The 19872-nt window shown below is 38.9% G+C and carries 18 protein-coding genes; all 18 read left to right on the forward strand.

Features of this window, described 5'->3' with window-relative positions; translation table 11 throughout:
• Positions 1–87: 87 nt before the first annotated feature.
• Positions 88–1623, forward strand: a complete 1536-nt coding sequence (locus ACQRD1_RS11420; protein WP_427787586.1) for an NAD(P)H-hydrate dehydratase — start codon at positions 88–90, stop codon at positions 1621–1623.
• Entirely contained in the window at positions 1589–2758 is a 1170-nt protein-coding gene (alr, locus tag ACQRD1_RS11425) for an alanine racemase (protein ID WP_427787588.1), read from the forward strand. The genes ACQRD1_RS11420 and alr overlap by 35 nt, the downstream gene beginning before the upstream one ends.
• Positions 2759–2838: 80 nt before the next feature.
• Positions 2839–3186 carry a type II toxin-antitoxin system PemK/MazF family toxin gene (locus ACQRD1_RS11430; protein WP_427787599.1) on the forward strand — a complete coding sequence of 116 codons (348 nt, stop codon included), beginning with the start codon at positions 2839–2841 and terminating at the stop codon, positions 3184–3186.
• A 24-nt stretch (positions 3187–3210) separates the two neighbouring features.
• Complete coding sequence (locus ACQRD1_RS11435) at positions 3211–3999, forward strand: hemolysin family protein (protein WP_235233449.1); 789 nt, start codon at positions 3211–3213, stop codon at positions 3997–3999.
• Positions 4000–4062: 63 nt separating this feature from the next.
• The gene (locus ACQRD1_RS11440) at positions 4063–4794 is read left to right on the forward strand and encodes a YebC/PmpR family DNA-binding transcriptional regulator (RefSeq protein WP_427787590.1); all 732 of its coding nucleotides are present in this window, start codon (positions 4063–4065) and stop codon (positions 4792–4794) included.
• Between the two features lie 33 nt (positions 4795–4827).
• The gene (locus ACQRD1_RS11445; RefSeq protein WP_235233405.1) at positions 4828–5592 is read left to right on the forward strand and encodes a CFI-box-CTERM domain-containing protein; all 765 of its coding nucleotides are present in this window, start codon (positions 4828–4830) and stop codon (positions 5590–5592) included.
• 10 nt (positions 5593–5602) lie between these two features.
• Positions 5603–6883: an O-acetylhomoserine aminocarboxypropyltransferase/cysteine synthase family protein gene (locus tag ACQRD1_RS11450; protein ID WP_235233404.1), complete on the forward strand. Its 1281-nt coding sequence runs from the start codon at positions 5603–5605 to the stop codon at positions 6881–6883.
• Positions 6884–6933: 50 nt separating this feature from the next.
• Positions 6934–7632 carry a ClpP family protease gene (locus tag ACQRD1_RS11455; RefSeq protein WP_235233403.1) on the forward strand — a complete coding sequence of 233 codons (699 nt, stop codon included), beginning with the start codon at positions 6934–6936 and terminating at the stop codon, positions 7630–7632.
• Positions 7633–7694: 62 nt separating this feature from the next.
• Positions 7695–10097 carry an FtsK/SpoIIIE family DNA translocase gene (locus tag ACQRD1_RS11460; protein ID WP_235233401.1) on the forward strand — a complete coding sequence of 801 codons (2403 nt, stop codon included), beginning with the start codon at positions 7695–7697 and terminating at the stop codon, positions 10095–10097.
• Positions 10098–10135: 38 nt separating this feature from the next.
• Positions 10136–10975: a bifunctional methylenetetrahydrofolate dehydrogenase/methenyltetrahydrofolate cyclohydrolase FolD gene (folD, locus tag ACQRD1_RS11465; RefSeq protein ID WP_235233400.1), complete on the forward strand. Its 840-nt coding sequence runs from the start codon at positions 10136–10138 to the stop codon at positions 10973–10975.
• Between the two features lie 14 nt (positions 10976–10989).
• The gene (locus ACQRD1_RS11470) at positions 10990–12264 is read left to right on the forward strand and encodes a chitobiase/beta-hexosaminidase C-terminal domain-containing protein (RefSeq protein ID WP_235233398.1); all 1275 of its coding nucleotides are present in this window, start codon (positions 10990–10992) and stop codon (positions 12262–12264) included.
• Positions 12265–13100: 836 nt separating this feature from the next.
• A complete protein-coding gene (locus ACQRD1_RS11475) occupies positions 13101–14282 on the forward strand; it encodes an iron-containing alcohol dehydrogenase (RefSeq protein ID WP_235234070.1) in 1182 nt (393 codons plus the stop codon).
• A gap of 138 nt (positions 14283–14420) precedes the next feature.
• Positions 14421–15308, forward strand: coding sequence for a sulfide/dihydroorotate dehydrogenase-like FAD/NAD-binding protein (locus tag ACQRD1_RS11480; RefSeq protein WP_427787593.1), 888 nt, complete (start codon positions 14421–14423; stop codon positions 15306–15308).
• On the forward strand, positions 15308–16696 hold the full coding sequence (gene gltA / locus ACQRD1_RS11485) for an NADPH-dependent glutamate synthase (protein ID WP_235234072.1): 1389 nt from the start codon (positions 15308–15310) through the stop codon (positions 16694–16696). The genes ACQRD1_RS11480 and gltA overlap by 1 nt, the downstream gene beginning before the upstream one ends.
• Before the next feature lie 146 nt (positions 16697–16842).
• Positions 16843–17619 carry a ZIP family metal transporter gene (locus tag ACQRD1_RS11490; RefSeq protein WP_235234073.1) on the forward strand — a complete coding sequence of 259 codons (777 nt, stop codon included), beginning with the start codon at positions 16843–16845 and terminating at the stop codon, positions 17617–17619.
• 80 nt (positions 17620–17699) lie between these two features.
• On the forward strand, positions 17700–18413 hold the full coding sequence (locus ACQRD1_RS11495; protein ID WP_235234074.1) for a YczE/YyaS/YitT family protein: 714 nt from the start codon (positions 17700–17702) through the stop codon (positions 18411–18413).
• Between the two features lie 24 nt (positions 18414–18437).
• Positions 18438–19289: a DegV family protein gene (locus tag ACQRD1_RS11500; RefSeq protein WP_235234075.1), complete on the forward strand. Its 852-nt coding sequence runs from the start codon at positions 18438–18440 to the stop codon at positions 19287–19289.
• A gap of 64 nt (positions 19290–19353) precedes the next feature.
• Positions 19354–19872 (forward strand): DNA alkylation repair protein (locus ACQRD1_RS11505; protein WP_427787596.1); only part of this gene is annotated, 519 nt, incomplete at its 3' end.

The raw sequence follows: 19872 nt of genomic DNA on the forward strand, positions 1-19872 counted from the left end.
GCAAAGACGTGTAATGACTGGCATGCGCAGACGGGCTGGTTTTTACACGTCCTTTTATATTGTAAAATGAACTTGGAAGGTGAGATTATGCGATATCTGCTTAATGGAAATCAAATGAAAAAGGCGGATCAATATACAATACAGGAACTGGGAATTTCGTCTATGGAGTTAATGGAGCGTGCTGCAAAGAGATGTGTAGAGACTATGGAGGCGGAAAAGCTTGATCTGTCCAAAGCGTGTATCGTATGTGGTTCAGGGAATAATGGTGGTGATGGATTTGCGATAGCGAGACTTTTAAAGGAAAAAGGGTATCCTGTGACAGTTTGTTTTGTAGGAAATGAATCTCATCGTACGGATGAAACAAAACAGCAGATGAGTAAATTAAGGGAAACAGGTGTTGAGATATTCAAAGAGTACAAAGAAGACGAATATAGTATCATAATAGATGCGATGTTCGGTGTTGGACTTAGCCGTGAGATTATAGGAAAATATTTTCAGATTATTCAGAAGATGAATGAAGCAAAGGCTGTAAAATTTGCTGTAGATATGCCATCTGGAATATCTGCGAATCATGGAAGTGTCCTTGGAATTGCTTTCCGTGCAGATATTACGGTGACTTTTCAAATGGAAAAGCTGGGACTTGCAATCTATCCCGGAAAGGAATATTCTGGTAAAGTGATTGTAGCTGATATCGGAATCCATACGGAAAAAATAATTGCTACCGAAAAAACGGCATATACTTATGAGAAGAAGGAATATTGTAAATTTCTGCCAGCCAGAAAAGAAAATTCGAATAAAGGGACATATGGGAAGTTACTTGTAATTGCAGGAAGTAAAGGTATGTCTGGAGCGGCTTATCTGAATGCAAAAGCGGCATATATGTCTGGAGCAGGACTGGTACAGATCTATACACCGGAAGAAAATAGGATTATTTTACAGCAGCTCCTTCCGGAAGCAATTATTACAACTTATGACATTTTTGATAAGACTGAGTTGTTAAATCTTTTAACATGGGCAGATGCAGTTTGTATTGGATCTGGAATAGGAATCAGTGAGCGTTCCAGGAGAATATTGAAGGCAACTCTTGAGCATGTGAAAGTACCTTGTCTGATTGATGCAGATGGTTTGAACCTGATTGCGGAGCATAACGCTTATCTTCAAAAGATTCATCATACAGATTTTGTGATAACACCACATATGAAAGAGATGTCACGGCTGTTACATATAAGTGTAGAGGAATTAAAACAACATAGGATGGATATACTGGATTCATTTGTTCAAAAAAGTCAATGGACTTGTGTACTGAAAGATGCCAGAACTATTGTTGCATCAGTTTCTGAAGGAAACTATGTAAATATGTCGGGTAATTCGGCAATGGCAAAAGCTGGTTCTGGAGATGTACTGGCGGGAATAATAGCTGCGCTTTTGGCGCAAGGACTCAGTTGTAGGAAAGCCGCTGTTTTGGGAGCATACCTACATGGAAGAGCAGGTGATTATGCCCGTATCGATAAAGGAAGTTATAGTGTTTTGGCAAGAGATTTGACGGAGTATCTATCCAATGCATTTAAAGAGCAGGAGGAGGTAAAAAGTGAAGAATTATACGAGAGTCTGTGTAAGGATTGATCTTGATGCAATAGAATATAATATTGAGATGATGAAGGCAAATATACAAGATGGTGTTAAGATGCTGGCAGTTATTAAAACGGATGGATATGGGCATGGAGCTGTTCAGATAGCAAGGCTTCTTAGTACGAAAGAATACATCTGGGGTTATGCAGTCGCAACGCTTGAGGAAGCAGTTATCCTTCGCCACAGAGGTATCACAAAACCCATTCTCGTACTGGGATGTATCTTCCAGGATCAGAGGAGATCAATGATTGAGCATGAAATCCGTATGACTGTGTATACAGAGGAGATGGCAAGAGAAGTATCAGATCTCGCAGTCAGCATGGGAAAGAATGCCTATATTCATATCAAGTTGGACACAGGAATGTCACGGCTAGGTTTTCCAACCTGTCAAGAAAGTGTAGAGCATATTACGAACATTAGCAGGATGCCGAATCTCGTTATGGAAGGAATGTTTACACATTTTGCAAAAGCAGATGAGACGGATAAGTCATTTACCAGAAAACAGATGAAAGAGTATTGTTGGATGAAGGATGCTCTGACAAAAGAGGCAGTTACATTTACTTATTATCATTGTTCCAATAGTGCGGGGATCATTGATCTGGAAGAAACGAACATGGATCTGGTAAGAGCCGGAATCGCAACTTATGGAATGTATCCGTCTGAAGAAGTTGTTAAAGGAAATGTTCCATTGAAGCCTGCGATGAAATTGATCAGCCATGTAGCACATGTCAAATGGGTCAAGACTGGGACGCCAATCAGCTATGGTGGAACTTTTGTTACGGATAAGCGTACCAGAGTTGCAACTATCCCGGTAGGATATGGGGACGGATATCCCAGAAGCTTATCTAACAAGGGGTATGTTCTCATCAAAGGGAAAAAAGCACCAATTCTGGGGCGTGTCTGCATGGATCAGTTTATGGTTGATGTGACAGAGATTTCAAATGTTCAATTCGGGGATAAGGTAACACTGATCGGTGAAGATGGATCAGAAAAACTCCCGGTAGAAGTATTAAGTGACTTGTCTGGCAGATTTAACTATGAATTTGTATGTGATCTGGGCAAACGTATCCCAAGAGAATACATTCGTCATGGTAAAGTTGTAGAACAAGTAGATTATTTTGCAGAATAAATGAAATTAAACTCTATAGAATACATCCGAAAAAGATGGAAATACTAATTTTATCTTAAGAAAATCGGAGTGTGAATAGAGTGCAGGTAAGACGTGGAGATATATTTTATGCAGATTTAAGCCCGGTCGTAGGTTCTGAGCAGGGAGGGATTCGTCCAGTTCTGATTATACAGAATGATGTAGGAAACCGACATAGTCCGACTGTCATCTGTGTAGCCATAACTTCACGAATGAATAAGGCAAAATTACCGACCCACGTGGAGATTGATGCAAGTAAATATCAAATTGTAAAGAATTCTGTCATTTTGTTGGAACAGATCAGAACAATTGATAAGCAGCGCCTTAAGGATATGGTATGCCATTTAGATAAAGAGATAATGAACAAAGTAGATGAGGCTTTAAAGGTAAGTTTTGAGCTTCATACATAGCAAAGGAGTATGAAACAAAGAGATATGGAACAAGGTAGTTTATTCCAAAGAATGAGACAGATATTCCAGTTGGAAGATGAAATGGACGAAGGAATGCAGCGTGAGGCCGCAGGTCTGATTCGTAATATTTTCCGCTATATGGATAAAGATGCAAAAGATATCATGACCCATCGAAAAAATATTGTTGCAATTGATGGCGACGAATGTTTAGAAGAGGCACTGAAATTTATGCTGGATGAAAATTATTCTAGGTTTCCAATTTTTCGGGAAGACATTGATGAGATTATCGGAATCATTCATTTGAGAGAAGCAATGACATGTTATCTTAGAAAGGAATTGAGAGGGACGCCTATAAAGGAGCTGAAAGAATACATAAGACCAGTTACATTTATTCCGGAGACAAAAAGCATTGACACATTATTTAAGGAAATGCAGGCAGAAAAGAATCACGTAGTTATTGTTCTGGATGAGTATGGACAAACCTCTGGACTTGTTACCATGGAAGATATTCTTGAAGAAATTGTGGGAAATATTCTGGATGAACATGATGAAGAGGAAGAAATGATCACAAAACAGTCAGACGGAAGTTATATGGCAAATGGTTTGACAGAGTTAGAAGATCTGGAAGATATGCTCCCGATTGTGTTTGAAAAAGAAGATTATGAGACCTTAAACGGATTTCTGATCGATCAGCTTGAAAGAATTCCAGCAGAGGACGAACAATGTGTGATTGATTATGAAGGTTATCGATTTACAATTCTTCTCGTAGATAATAATACAATCCAAAGAGTTAAGATTGAAAAACTATCATAAAAGTGCTAAAATAGATAAAGTGTGTAAAAATATAATGATAAGATATAAAGTGAGGTATGTGAAATGTCAGGACATTCAAAATTTGCCAATATTAAGCATAAGAAAGAAAAAAATGATGCAGCAAAAGGAAAGATATTTACGAAGATAGGAAAAGAACTTGCAGTTGCAGTGAAAGAAGGCGGTAGTGCAGACCCGGCTAATAATAGCCGCCTGAGAGATGTTATTGCTAAGGCAAAAGCTAACAATATGCCTAATGATACAATTGATAGAAATATTAAACGTGCAGATAGTGATGCTAATGCTGCAAATTATGAGCATATTACATATGAAGGATATGGCCCTAACGGTACTGCAATTATCGTAGAAGCGCTTACTGATAACAGAAACCGTACTGCTACCAATGTAAAAAATGCTTTTACAAAAGGAAAGGGGAATGTAGGTACCCCGGGATGTGTTTCCTTTATGTTTGACAAAAAGGGGCAAATCGTTGTTGCAAAAGAAGAATATGAAGGAGATGCGGACGAACTGATGATGGCAGCATTGGATGCAGGGGCAGAGGATTTCTCTGAGGAAGAAGACAGCTTTGAGATTTTGACAGCCCCAGAGGACTTCAGTGCAGTACGTCAGGCACTTGAAGAAGCTGGTATTCCAATGGCTGTCGCAGATGTGACCATGATTCCTCAGACATATGTTGAGCTTACATCTGAAGAGGATATTAAAAACATTACGAAGACTCTGGATATGCTTGACGATGATGATGATGTTCAGGACGTCTACCATAATTGGGACGAATAATTCCGGTATCTTACATGCGGAGGAATAAAATTAATGAATGATATAAAAAAATCTCTGGAAGATCTTTTTGATGATATGATAAAAAACATACAGTTTTTTAAGAAAACAAGCTATCATTCCGTATTTAAGGAAAAATATGAAGAAAATCGAGAACTGTTTTTGTCATTATCGTCTTTTGTTGATGCAGCAGAAGAATCGAAAAAGGATAGAATAATAAAAGAATTGGCCACTGTAATTCCAGATTATGCCAGAGGAAAGCTTGCATCATTATCCAAGCGTCAGAAAGAAATATCAGCGATTGATTATAACATGAATATTGTTGTCTATATTATTCCTATGCTTTTATATGATCATCATCCTGTGAATGAAGCAATCGCAGATCAGCTGGTTTCCATCTGGAACGAGACGAAAGTAACTGGAATGGAAGTAAAAAAAGAAACTTTTGAAGGAATTGAAGGTGGATTCAAAAAGGGATTTTGTTATATTACGACAGCTGTCTGTGAGAGTCAGAATAAACCGGATAATTGTCATGAATTAACCGTTTTGAGAGAATATAGGGATCAATATCTCATGATGTCAGAGGAAGGGCAGAGGCTTGTGGCAGAATATTATGCTCTTGCGCCTTCCATTGTGATGGCATTAAATCGCAGAGAAGATTCCGTCCAGATTTATGATGGGATTTATCAGGAATATTTGATTCCTTGTATTCGATATGCAGAGAATGGTAAAAATGTAGAGTGTAAAAAACTGTATATGGATATGGTACACCATTTACAGGAAAAATATTTAGAGTCATAGGAGGAAGTATATGAGCGATTATAAGTTGGAAACAAAATGTATACAGTCTGGTTATCAGCCTGGCAATGGGGAGCCAAGAGTCCTGCCAATTTATCAGAGTACAACGTTTAAATACAATTCCAGTGAGCAGATGGGAAGATTGTTCGATCTGGAAGAAGCCGGATATTTTTATACCCGTCTTCAGAATCCTACGAACGATGCTGTAGCCGCAAAGATCTGTGATCTGGAAGGAGGTGTTGCAGCAATGCTGACATCTTCCGGTCAGGCTGCAAGCTTTTATGCAATTATGAATATTGTGGAGGCTGGTGATCATATCGTATGTGCTTCTGCGGTATATGGTGGTACATATAATCTTTATGCACATACTATTAAGAAGATGGGTGTGGATGCAACATTCGTTGATCCGGATTGTTCTGAAGAAGAGCTGAATGCAGCATTTCAGGAAAATACGAAGGCTGTATTTGGAGAAAGTATTGCCAACCCGGCTTTAGTAGTATTGGATTTTGAAAAATTTGCAAAAGCAGCACATGCACATGGCGTACCGTTTATTGTTGATAATACTTTTGCAACACCTGTGAATTGTCGTCCTTTTGAGTGGGGTGCAGATATTGTGACCCATTCTACGACAAAATATATGGATGGACATGCATCTTGTGTTGGGGGCGCGATTGTGGACAGCGGAAATTTTGACTGGGAAGCATATGCAGATAAATTCCCGGGACTTACAACTCCTGATGAGACTTATCATGGAATTGTCTATACACAGAAGTTTGGAAAATTAGCTTACATTACAAAAGCAACTTCTCAGCTGATGAGAGATCTGGGGTCTATTCAGGCACCTCAGAATGCATTTCTTCTGAATCTTGGCCTTGAGACTTTGCCACTTCGTATGGAAAGACATTGTTCTAATGCACTTAAGGCAGCAAAATATCTTCAGGGGCATGAGAAAGTAGCGTGGGTAAATTGCCCGTCTCTACCAGGAGATAAGTATTATGACCTTGCACAGAAATATATGCCAAACGGAACCTGTGGCGTTATTACATTTGGGCTGAAAGGTGGAAGAGAAGCAGCTGTTCGTATGATGGATAGTCTAAAGATGATTGCAATCGTTACACATGTGGCAGATGCAAGAAGCTGTGTGCTTCATCCGGCCAGCCATACACATCGTCAGATGAATGATCAGGAATTAATAGAAGCTGGAGTACAGCCAGATCTGATTCGATTTAGTGTAGGAATTGAACACATCGATGATATAATCGCTGATCTTTCTCAGGCGTTAGAACAGGTATAAAATCATTCAAACACCTCCATACTAATAGAAAATGTATGGAGGTGTTTTTTATGGCAAATGCAACACGTGAGGAACAAAAGAACGAACAGATCAGAGAATGGGGAAGTGTAGATCTTAACGAGAATCACAATCAATATAAGATTAAACTGTTGACTATCATTGGTGAGATCGAGGGGCATGAAGCAGTATCGAGTAATGCCAAAGCGACAAAATATGAGCACATATTACCTCTTTTAGCTGAAATCGAAGATAGTGATGAGATTGAAGGCGTGCTTATTCTTTTAAATACGTTAGGCGGAGATGTCGAAGCCGGGCTTTCGATTGCCGAGATGATTGCTTCCCTCAGTAAGCCGACAGTATCTCTTGTGCTTGGTGGAAGCCATTCTATCGGAGGCCCATTGGCAGTATCTGCAAAGTATTCTTTTATCGTACCGAGTGGAACTATGATCATTCATCCGGTGCGTTCGAATGGAATGTTTATTGGAGTAACACAAAGTCTTCGGAACATGATTCGAACACAAGACAGAATTACGAAATTTCTGTCTGAACATTCAAATATTTCTCAAAAAAGAATTGAAGAATTGATGTTAAATCCTACAGAGTTGGTCAAAGACGTAGGAACTCTTCTAGAAGGAAAGGATGCAGTACGAGAAGGGTTAATTGATGAAGTAGGTGGTATGAGCGATGCATTGAGGAAATTGCACGAAATGATAGACCAATGGAGGCAGAAAAAGTGTGAAAATATGTAATGACAGCCCTTTTTAAAAATGCTATACTATAAATAGTATTGCCAGAATAAGGGGGATATAATATGGCTGCTAAATCTAAGAAACGAGGGAGTAAAAAACAGACAAATAAGAAGAATTCTGAACAGAGTTTTGTCAGAGACGAGATTATTATCTGGGTGACACTTGCAGTCAGCATCTTACTATTACTCAGTAATTTTGGAATTGGGGGATTTGTAGGAGAAGCAATTGCTGATTTTCTGGAAAGCATTTTCGGATGGGTCGCATATATAATTCCATTCGTTTTATTTGGAACAGTTACGTTTCTCATATCAAATCGTGGGAATCTCAATGCTTATATGAAAACTTTTACCAGTCTCTTTTTTATGGTTCTGGTGTGCACTTTTTTACAATTGATCAATGACAAAGGCGGGAAACTGGGGGATATCCTTGTAAATATTCTTGTACCCGCCATTGGTGTTGTTGGTACATATGTGGTAGATATCATATTGATGATTATCTGCCTTGTAATTATTACTGGAAAATCAGCTTTAAAAAGCGTAAAAAATCAGGGAGATAAAGCTTACAATAAAGCCAAAAGAGATACGCAGCGTATAAAGGAACATGCTGAAGAGAAAAAGAAAACACGAGAAACACAGTCAAAGCCAGACAAAAAAGTGTCAAACAAAAGAAAAGACAAACATGTGGAAGGGGTTTCGTTTGATACTACGATTGCAAAAAAGTCGCCTGATGTGAAAGAGCTGACAATTGATCCGTTAAGTGAAAAGATTCAAAAGAAAGAATCAGCGCCTGAAAAGATGGATTTTGTAATTAATCGTGGAGAAGATCTTTCGGTTTCCGATAATAATATAGAGACAGAACCTATGATGGAAGATATACCGCGAGATGGAGCAGAGAATACCAAAAATAAAAAGCGCAGCAGTAAGATTGGCGCATCAGCCATTGCAAATGAAGTGGCGGATGTTGCCGCGGCAGTAGCCGAAGATGCTGTTAAACCGAAAAAAGATTATCAATTTCCACCTATTTCTCTATTAAAAAGAGGTGTGAAACATGCTGGTGAATCGGATGCCAGTCTTCGAGAAACTGCTATGAAACTGCAGCAAATCTTACAGAATTTTGGTGTCAATGTAACGGTGACGAATGTAAGTTGCGGGCCGTCAGTTACTCGTTATGAACTTCAGCCAGAGATGGGGGTAAAGGTAAGTAAAATTGTTGGACTCTCAGATGATATCAAGTTAAATCTTGCTGCTGCAGATATTCGTATAGAAGCCCCTATTCCAGGAAAAGCAGCGGTTGGAATCGAAGTTCCGAATAAAGAAAATTCCGCAGTTATGTTGAGAGATCTTCTTGAAGCTTCCGAATTCAAAAACAGTACTTCAAAGATATCTTTTGCGGTAGGAAAAGATATTGGTGGAAAAGTTGTAGTGACAGATATAGCCAAAATGCCGCACCTTCTGATTGCAGGTGCAACAGGTTCGGGTAAATCCGTGTGTATCAACACTTTGATCATGAGTATTTTATATAAAGCCAAACCAGACGAAGTCAAGTTAATTATGATTGATCCAAAGGTTGTTGAATTAAGTGTTTATAATGGAATCCCACACTTGATGATTCCAGTTGTTACAGATCCCAAAAAAGCTGCCGGTGCATTGAATTGGGCAGTGGCAGAGATGACAAGACGTTATCAGACATTTGCAGAATACCATGTACGGGATATGAAAGGATACAATGAAAAGATTGTATCTATGCCACAGGTGGAAGGTGAAGCAAAAGAACCTATGCCCCAGATTGTCATTATCGTAGACGAGCTGGCGGACTTGATGATGGTCGCACCAGGAGAAGTAGAAGAAGCAATCTGCCGTCTGGCACAGTTGGCCAGAGCAGCAGGAATTCATCTGGTATTAGCGACACAGAGACCATCAGTTAATGTCATTACTGGTTTGATCAAAGCAAATATGCCGTCGAGAATTGCATTTTCAGTTTCTTCAGGTGTAGATTCCAGAACAATTATAGATATGAATGGGGCTGAAAAGCTGTTAGGGAAAGGGGATATGCTTTTTTACCCTTCTGGTTATCAGAAACCAGCAAGAGTGCAAGGATCATTTGTAACTGACAAAGAAGTACAGAATGTTGTTGATTATTTAAAAAATCACAACAGTGATGTTACATACGATGAAGAAATTGTAAATCATGTGAACACCAATTCAGTAGGTACTATGTCATCATGTTCTGCAGATGGCGAGGATCGTGATGTGTATTTTGTGGATGCAGGACGTCTTATTATTGATAAAGACAAAGCGTCTATTGGAATGCTTCAGCGTACTTTTAAAATTGGCTTTAATCGTGCAGCACGTATTATGGATCAACTTTTTGAGGCTGGAGTAGTTGGACCGGAAGAAGGTACAAAACCAAGAAAGGTGTTAATGTCTCCGGAAGAATTTGAACAGTATGTAGATGAATGTTGTTAATATGATATGATTAACTAGTTTAAGGAGAATATTTAGATATGACAAGATTGATTGACGGAAAAGCTATTTCCGCACAGATAAAAGAAGAATTGAAAGAGCAAGTGGAAGCAATGAAAGCAGATGGACAGTCAGTTTGTCTTGCCGTAATTCAAGTAGGTGATGATCCTGCCTCTTCCATCTATGTAAGAAATAAAAAGAAAGCATGTGCATATATCGGAATCCAATCCTTGTCTTATGAGTTAAAAGAAACAACCACACAAGAAGAATTACTAGAGTTGGTTGAAAAATTGAATCAAGATGAAAATGTACATGGTATTCTGGTTCAGCTACCACTTCCTTCTCATATTGATGAGGATGCAATTGTGAAAGCAATTATTCCAGAAAAAGATGTGGATGGCTTTCACCCAGAGAGTGTAGGGAAAATGGTCATTGGGGAAGATGGCTTTGAATCATGTACTCCAGCCGGTGTAATTCAACTGTTAAAACGTTCTGGTATTGAAATTACAGGAAAAGAATGTGTAGTTGTTGGCAGAAGCAATAATGTGGGAAAGCCAATGGGCTTGCTTTTGCTTCGAGAAAATGGTACAGTAACTATTGCGCATTCAAAGACAAAGAACTTAAAAGATGTGACAAAGAGAGCGGATATTTTGATTGTAGCGATGGGAAAACCAAAATACATCACGTCTGAATATATAAAAGATGGTGCTGTAGTGATAGATGTAGGTATGCATAGAAATTCTGAAAATAAGCTATGCGGAGATGTTGATTTTGAAGATGTTAAAGACAAAGTATCTGCTATAACCCCTGTGCCAGGTGGTGTAGGACCAATGACAATTGCGATGCTAATGTGTAATTGTGTGAAAGCAGCTAGTAAGTAGGAGGTTCGCTTAAGATGAAATGTAGGTATTGCGGACAAAAAATACCAGAAGGAATGTTATATTGTGAAAACTGTGGAAAGGAAGTTCGCATTGTCCCAGATTATAATCCTTTGGATGATATGTTAACTGCTCAGATCCGAGGGGCTATTAATGGGGATGATGATTATATAGATTATGATTCTATGAACAGTCAAAATACAGAAAGACGTAATACTGCAAGCAAAAATACGGGAAGACAGAATGGAAATTCACGTCGAAATGTTACTTCTCGAAATACATCACAGAATGTATCAAGAAATACATCGCGTAATAATACATCAAGAAATATGTCAGAACGTGAAAGACGCCGTCGTCAGGCGGAGCGCAAAAAAGCAATGCGTCGTAAAAAAAGAAAACGGATATTGCTTATATTTTTGGTTTTACTTATTGCATTTATTGGAATCGGCATCGTAGTGTATCAGACTTCTTATAAAGGGATAGTGACAAAAGGATATAAATCAATAGAATCGAAAGAGTTCGATGCTGCGGCTGGGTATTTTCAGAAAGCCATTAATAAAAATAAGGAAAAACCGGAGGCATATACGGGATTATCCAAGGTATATATTGAACAGAAACAATTAGACAAAGCTGAAAAGGTATTTTTGGACGCAATAGAACAACAGCCCAAGAATGCAGATATCTATGAAGCATGTGTGAATTTTTATATGGATACTGATCAGAAAGAAGAGATTCCTTTACTTCTAGAAGATGCTGATGATAGTGTTACAAAACTCTTGGCTGGCTATATTGTTGTCGGACCGGAGTTTAGTCTGGATGATGATGAAACCTTTGATGATGTACAAGAATTATCTCTTAGTACAGAAAAGGGTTGTACGATATATTATACTGATGATGGTTCAGAACCGACAGTCAATAGTATAAAGTATTCAGAACCGATCCAAATCGGAGAAGACGAGACTATAATTACAGCAATTGCTGTTAATGAAAAGGGGATTCCAAGTCTTCCCGTAAAAAAGAATTATTTAGTAGAATTACCTATAGAAGATGCCCCTGCAGTTTCTCCATCCACTGGTCAATATGAGACTGCGAATCAGATAGAAATAAAAGTACCAGATGGTTATGAGGCATATTACACCATGGACGGAACGGATCCGACAACTGCGTCTAAAAAATACTCAGGTCCAATAAATATGCCAGAAGGTGAAACGATATTTAAAGCGATTTTGGTTAACGGAAAAGGACGTAGTAGTGGCGTTACTACGAGAAACTATGTACTGGAAGTTGAGTAAATGGGAATTTAGATTAGTTAGTTGGTAATTGGGAAGTGTACGGCGCAAGGGAGTTGGATAGGCTGGTCTGTTTCCGGTATCCTTCGCCAAGAATCCATAACATAAAAAAGAGTTGCAATTTCGTGACCGGATGCCAAATTCTCACACGGAATTGCAACTCTTTTTTCTGTAACGGATTCTATCGCTTGACTGGACGGAAACAGACCAGCCTATCCAACTCCCTTGCGCCTGACATTCCCAATTACTGAACGAACTCATCTGGGGTAATTCCTGGCGCGAAGCGCAATGGGGAGCGATGTTTTTATACTATTCATCATTATTTCAATGGAAGAATCAGTTAGTTATTCTGCCAGTTTTTTGATAATATCTTTACTATGATCTTTCCCTCTGCATGACGCGCAGGAATTCTCCCAGATGAGGAAGTTGCGGACTTGGGGGATGTCAGGCGAGAAGACGGATGGAATGGTTGCCGTTCGTTGGACAAGCGCTAGAATCCGTTACAGGAAAAGAAGCAGATATTATGTGTGAAGATTTGGCTTCAAGCCAGATCTGAGAAGGCTGCTGAGCCTCGAAATCATCAAGATTTCGGGGTGAATCAGCCTGGTCACAAAATATCTGCTTCTTTTCCTGTTATGGATTCTTAGCGAAGGACTCCGTAATGGCAACCATTCCATCCATCCTCTCGCCGTACACACCCAATCACCAACTAACGCATCTAAATTCCTATTGTTTTGAAATAAATACAATTTGTTTAGTGAATCCTGTTGCGTTAATTATTTAACAGAGATATAATATTGACAATAAATTAACAATATAGTAAAAAGGAGATGCGCAAAATGAGTAGATTTACATTACCAAGAGACGTGTACCATGGAAAAGGTTGTTTAGAGGAATTGAAGAATTTAAAAGGTAAAAAAGCAATTCTTGTAGTCGGTGGTGGTTCTATGAAACGTCAGGGATTTCTTGACAAAGCTGTGAACTACCTAAAAGAAGGTGGCATGGAAGTAGAATTGTTTGAAGGTGTTGAACCGGATCCGTCTGTTGAAACGGTTATGAAAGGCGCAGAAGCTATGCGTAAGTTCGAACCAGACTGGATCGTTGCAATGGGTGGTGGATCACCGATTGATGCTGCAAAGGCTATGTGGGCATTTTATGAATATCCAGAGACAACTTTTGAAGATTTATGTATTCCTTTCAACTTCCCTGAATTAAGACAGAAGGCAAAATTTGCTGCAATTCCTTCTACATCTGGAACAGCTACTGAGGTAACAGCTTTTTCTGTTATTACAAATTATCAGACAGGTGTAAAATATCCACTTGCTGACTTTAATATTACACCGGACGTTGCAATTGTTGATCCAGATCTTGTAATGGGACTTCCTGTAAAACAGGTTGCATATACAGGCATGGATGCATTGACACATGCAATAGAGGCTTATGTATCAACATTGAATTGTCCATTTACGGACCCACTCGCTTTACAGGCAATTGAGATGGTATTAGATTATCTTCCTGCTTCATATAATTGCGATATGGTTGCCAGAGAGCAGATGCATTATGCACAGTGTTTAGCAGGTATGGCATTCTCCAATGCATTACTCGGTATTGTACATTCAATGGCCCATAAGACAGGTGCAGCATTCTCAACTGGCCATATTCCACACGGTTGTGCAAATGCAATTTATCTTCCGTATGTAATCAAATATAATGCTAAAGATCCAGTTGCAGCAAAACGTTATGCTGAGATCGCGCGCAGAATGGGACTTGCAGGAACTTCTGAAAAAGCATTGATTAACAGTCTATGTGAAAAAATTGATGATTTCAATGTTAAATTAAATATTCCTAAGACTTTAAAGGATTTTGGTATCAATGAAGATGAGTTTAAAGAAAAAGTTGCCAAAATTGCAGAATTAGCTGTTGGTGATGCTTGTACAGGCTCCAATCCAAGAGCAATTGATCCTGCTACAATGGAAAAATTGTTTATATGTACATATTATGGAACAGAAGTTGATTTTTAGATAAAAAGTCAGAAAAGCAGATGCCATGTGGCGTTTGCTTTTTTGGTGCAAAAACAGTTAATATTTTAACATAAAACTTGATATTTTTCTTAGGATACATTATTATGAAAGAAGTATCAAATATTAGGAGGAAGCAAGATGTACAAGATATTAAAAGCCGAAAAACTGGCTGATAAGATTTATCTTATGGACGTAGAAGCTCCGCGTGTAGCTAGACATTGTGAGCCTGGACAATTCGTTATCGTTAAGATGAACGAAAAAGGGGAGAGAATTCCACTCACAATTTGTGACTACGATAGAGAAGCAGGAACCATCACGATTGTGTTCCAGGAAGTTGGAGCATCTACTATTAAGATGTCCCAATTAAAAGCAGGGGATGCATTCCGTGATTTTACTGGTCCATTAGGATGCCCATCTGAATTTATTAGTGAAGATCTGGAAAGTCTGAAGAAGAAAAAGATTTTATTTGTGGCTGGTGGTGTTGGAGCCGCTCCTGTTTATCCGCAGGTAAAATGGATGAAAGAACATGGTATTGATGTTGATGTTATCGTGGGCTCTAAGACAAAAGATATGTTAATCCTAGAATCAGAAATGGAATCTGTTGCGGGTAACTATTATCCATGTACAGACGATGGTACATATGGTCATGCTGGAATGGTTACTACTAAAATCGAGAAACTGGTAGAAGAAGGAAATAAATACGATGTCTGTGTAGCAATCGGACCAATGATCATGATGAAATTCGTATGCCTGTTGACAAAGAAACTTGAGATTCCAACGATTGTCAGCATGAATCCAATCATGGTAGATGGAACGGGTATGTGCGGTGCCTGTCGTCTGCATGTTGGTGATGAGATTAAATTTGCCTGTGTAGACGGACCTGAATTTGACGGACACCTTGTGAACTTTGACGAGGCAATGAAGAGACAGCAGATGTACAAAACTCAGGAAGGACGTGCAATGCTGAAATTACAGGAAGGTGACACACATCACGGTGGATGTGGTCATTGCGGAGGTGACGAGTAATGGCAGATGTATTAAAAAGAGTGCCTGTAAGAGAGCAGGAACCAGAAGTAAGAGCAACTAATTTTGAAGAAGTATGTTACGGATATAATAAGGAAGAGGCAATGGAAGAAGCAAGCCGTTGCCTGAACTGTAAAAATGCCAAATGTATTCAGGGATGTCCAGTGTCCATCAATATCCCAGGTTTTATTTCAAAAGTAAAAGATGGAGATATTGAGGGGGCATACAAAGTAATCGGTGAATCTTCAGCTCTTCCAGCTATTTGCGGTCGTGTATGTCCACAAGAGTCTCAGTGTGAATCCAAATGTATCCGTGGAATTAAAGGTGATGCAGTATCCATTGGTAAATTGGAAAGATTTGTCGCTGATTATGCATTGGAAAATGATATTAAACCAGCAAAAGCGGAAAAAATGAACGGACATAAAGTCGCTGTCATTGGTTCAGGTCCTTCAGGACTTACCTGTGCTGGTGATCTTGCAAAATTGGGGTACGAAGTAACTGTATTTGAGGCACTGCATGAACTTGGTGGTGTTTTAGTATATGGTATTCCTGAATTTCGTCTTCCAAAGCAGAAAGTTGTTAAGAAAGAAATTGAAAAAGTTAAAGAATTAGGCGTTAAATTTGAGACAAATGTCGTAATCGGTAAATCTACAACCATCGATCAGTTGATGGAAGAAGAAGATTTTGAAGCAGTATTTATTGGTTCTGGTGCTGGTCTTCCAATGTTCATGGGAATTCCGGGAGAGACGGCTAACGGCGTATTCTCTGCGAATGAATATTTGACAAGAAGTAATCTGATGAAAGCATTTGATGATTCTTATGATACACCTATCGCAGCTGGAAAGAAAGTTGCAGTCGTAGGTGGTGGTAATGTAGCAATGGATGCTGCAAGAACAGCCCTCCGTCTTGGAGCAGAAGTTCATATCGTATACCGTCGTAGTGAAGCAGAACTTCCAGCCAGAGTTGAAGAAGTACATCATGCAAAAGAAGAAGGAGTCATCTTCGATCTTTTGACCAATCCAAAGGAAATCCTTGTTGATGAAAATGGATGGGTAAGAGGTATGAAAGTAATCAAAATGGAACTTGGCGAACCAGACGCTTCTGGAAGAAGACGCCCAGTAGAAATTCCAGGTTCTGAGTATGAGATAGAACTTGATACAGTTATCATGTCACTTGGAACATCTCCAAACCCATTGATTGCATCTACAACCAAAGGACTCGAGACAAACAAGAGAAAATGTATCGTGGCAGAAGAAGAAAACGGTCAGACATCAAAAGCCTGCGTATTCGCCGGTGGAGATGCAGTAACCGGAGCTGCAACAGTAATCCTTGCAATGGGAGCTGGAAAAGCAGGAGCAAAAGGAATCCACGAAATGTTATCAAAGAAGTAAAAATGTTAAAAAGGGGACGTAGACTTTTTGCAAAAGTCTACGTCCCCTTTTGCACTTTATGGTGTACCAAAATAAAAAATGCCCTGTACCCAAATGGAGATTTGTGGTATGCTTATTAAAGTGTAAAAAGAAAAGAGGACATATTTATGGTAATTTTTCTAGGGTTAATCATACCTTTTATCGGAACGACCGCAGGCGCTGCCTGCGTTTTATTCATGAGAAATGAATTAAAGCCACAGATTCAGAAGGCGCTTCTTGGATTTGCGGCGGGAGTCATGGTTGCTGCTTCTGTATGGTCTCTTTTGATTCCAGCGATGGAGATGTCGGACTATATGGGAAAGTTTGCATTTGTTCCGGCAGCAATCGGATTTCTACTTGGAATTGCTTTTTTATTAATCTTGGATCAGGATATTCCGCATATGCACATTGGATCGGATGAGACAGAAGGACCAAGATGTTCACTGAAAAAGTCTACTATGCTCGTATTGGCGGTTACCATTCATAATATTCCGGAAGGAATATCAAGCGGAGCTGTCTTCGCAGGTCTGATAACAGGAAATACAAATGTGACACTTGCAGGTGCATTTTCTCTTGCGATCGGAATTGCGATTCAGAATCTTCCGGAAGGATTTATTGTATCACTTCCGATTCGAAGTGAGGGTGGAAGCCGGGGAAGAGCATTTTTGCATGGAATGTTTTCAGGAGTTGTAGAACCTATCGCCGGTGGCATTACCGTTCTTCTGGCCTCTTATGTCACGCCAATCCTTCCTTATCTTCTTGCTTTTGCAGCAGGTGCTATGATTTATGTCGTAGTAGAGGAACTGGTACCGGAATCAGCAGAAGGAGATCATAGTAATATAGGTACTATTGGTTTTTCAGTTGGATTTGTGTTGATGATGATTCTGGATGTGGCATTGGGTTAGCATTGGATTAGCATTGGATTAGACAGATAAACCAGGTCGGCATTATAAAACAGAAAAACAACAAGAACAGGATAAATATTATGAAGCAAACAAACATTTTAAGAGGAATTTTTTATATTGTTGGTTTATTAGTACTGGCATTGGGAATTATATTAAATACAAAAGCCGGGCTGGGAGTTTCTCCGATTATTTCCGTATCTTATAGTATATCAATGATTTTAAATATGAATTTCGGCAATATGACGCTGATTCTTTACAGTAGTTTTGTAGTGGTGGAGATGTTTCTACATACAAGAGAACATTTTCGAAAGGGAAAGTATCTGAACTTAAAGGTGCAGTTATTAAAAGATGCGCTTCAGTTTCCATTAAGTTTGATTTTTACTCGATTTATGAATTTGTTCTCAGCATTAATTCCGGCTTATGATACGCCTGGAGTCCCTGTTTTTTACCAAAGTATGACTGGCAGAGTTATGATACTGGTCATTGGGATTATATTAACAGGAATTGGCGCTGCAGTATCTCTGAATATGCGGTTAATTCCGAATCCTGGTGATGGAATTGTACAGGCCATTGCAGATACAGTAGGAAAAAGTGTAGGCCTTACAAAGAATTGTTTTGATTTGTTTAATATTACATTTACAACTTGTGTAGGTCTTATTTCTGCCGGTGAAATAATCGGTATCGGTGTCGGTACTGTTCTGGCAGTCATTGGTGTCGGGCGCGTAATTGCAATATTTAATCATTTCTTGAAAGAAAGAATGGGTGTACTTGCAGGAATAGAAGAATGGAAATAACGATTGAGAAAGGATGCGATTGAGATGGTGAAGATTGTCTCAGACAGTACCTGTGATTTGTCGCAGGAATTACTACAAAGATACGATGTATCCATACTGCCTTTGCATATTTTGTTAGGAGAACAGGAGTATGAAGACGGACAGGATATATTCCCAGATGAGATTTATCAATGGTCGGACAAAAACAAGACTACTCCTAAGACTTCAGCTCCAGCTCTTGACAGGGCTATGGATTTGCTGAGACCATATGTGGCAGAAGGAAGAGAAATCATTTGTTTTGCGATATCTGAAAGTATGTCTACATCAGCAAATGTGATGCGTATTGCTGCAGAAGAACTAGAAGCAGAGAAGCTGGTTACAGTGATTGATTCTGCCAATCTTTCTACTGGTATTGGATTATTGGTAATTGAAGCAGCAACTATGGCGCAAAATGGGAAAAATGCTCAGGATATTGTTAAAAAAATTGAGGAGTTAAAGCCTTTTGTACGCGCAAGTTTTGTGGTTGATACATTAACATATCTTTACAGAGGAGGGCGATGCAGCGGACTCGCAGCAATGGCTGGCGGCGCATTAAAACTGCATCCTAAAATTGTTGTGGAAGATGGTGCAATGAATCCAGCCAAAAAGTATCGCGGCAAAATGAAGAAAGTTCTGATGGATTATGTTAAGGATATGGAAAAAGAGCTGAAACAGGCTAAAAAAGATCGAGTATTTATTACGCATTCAGGCTGTGATCAAGATATTATTCGAGAGATTTATCAGCATTTGGACAGCTTGAATATTTTTAGTGAAATTTTAGTTACAAGGGCAGGCGGAGTCATATCCAGCCATTGTGGTCCGGGTACATTAGGTGTTTTATTTATCTCTAAAGTTTAATATTTTATTTCAGATTCAAATAAAAGAAAAGCTATATGCATAAGAAAAAATATACGGTGAAAGTATGGAAAATATTTTTGAAAAAATTCGAAAACAATTAATAGATGTGACAGACGAAAAATATCTCGAATTTAATCGTTCTCTTGTGCCAGGAGATAATTCGACCATGCTTGGAGTACGTGTTCCAAGACTTCGAGAGTTTGCGAAAAGTATTGCTAGAGAAAATGGTCTGGAATACGTAAATGCCGTAAAGGAGCAAGAAAAGCAAGGTAAAGTCTATCATGAAGAACTATTGCTTCATGGAATGATTATTGGATATATGAAATGTAGCCTGGATGAGAGAAAAAAGCTGTTAGACGATTTTGTCCCAGTAATCGACAGTTGGGCAGTGTGTGACAGCAGCTGTATGACCTATAAATTTATGAAAAAAGACATGGATTTATGGTTTGAGTATTTAATGAAATACCTAGACAGTACACAAGAATATGAACTTCGCTTTGCCATTGTATCTCTTTTAGACTATTTTGTAACCGAAAATTACATCGAAAGAGTACTCAGAATATTGGGTGATGTAAAGCATGAA

The sequence above is a fragment of the Bariatricus sp. SGI.019 genome (genome assembly GCF_050315235.1).
Taxonomy (GTDB): domain Bacteria; phylum Bacillota; class Clostridia; order Lachnospirales; family Lachnospiraceae; genus JAFBIX01.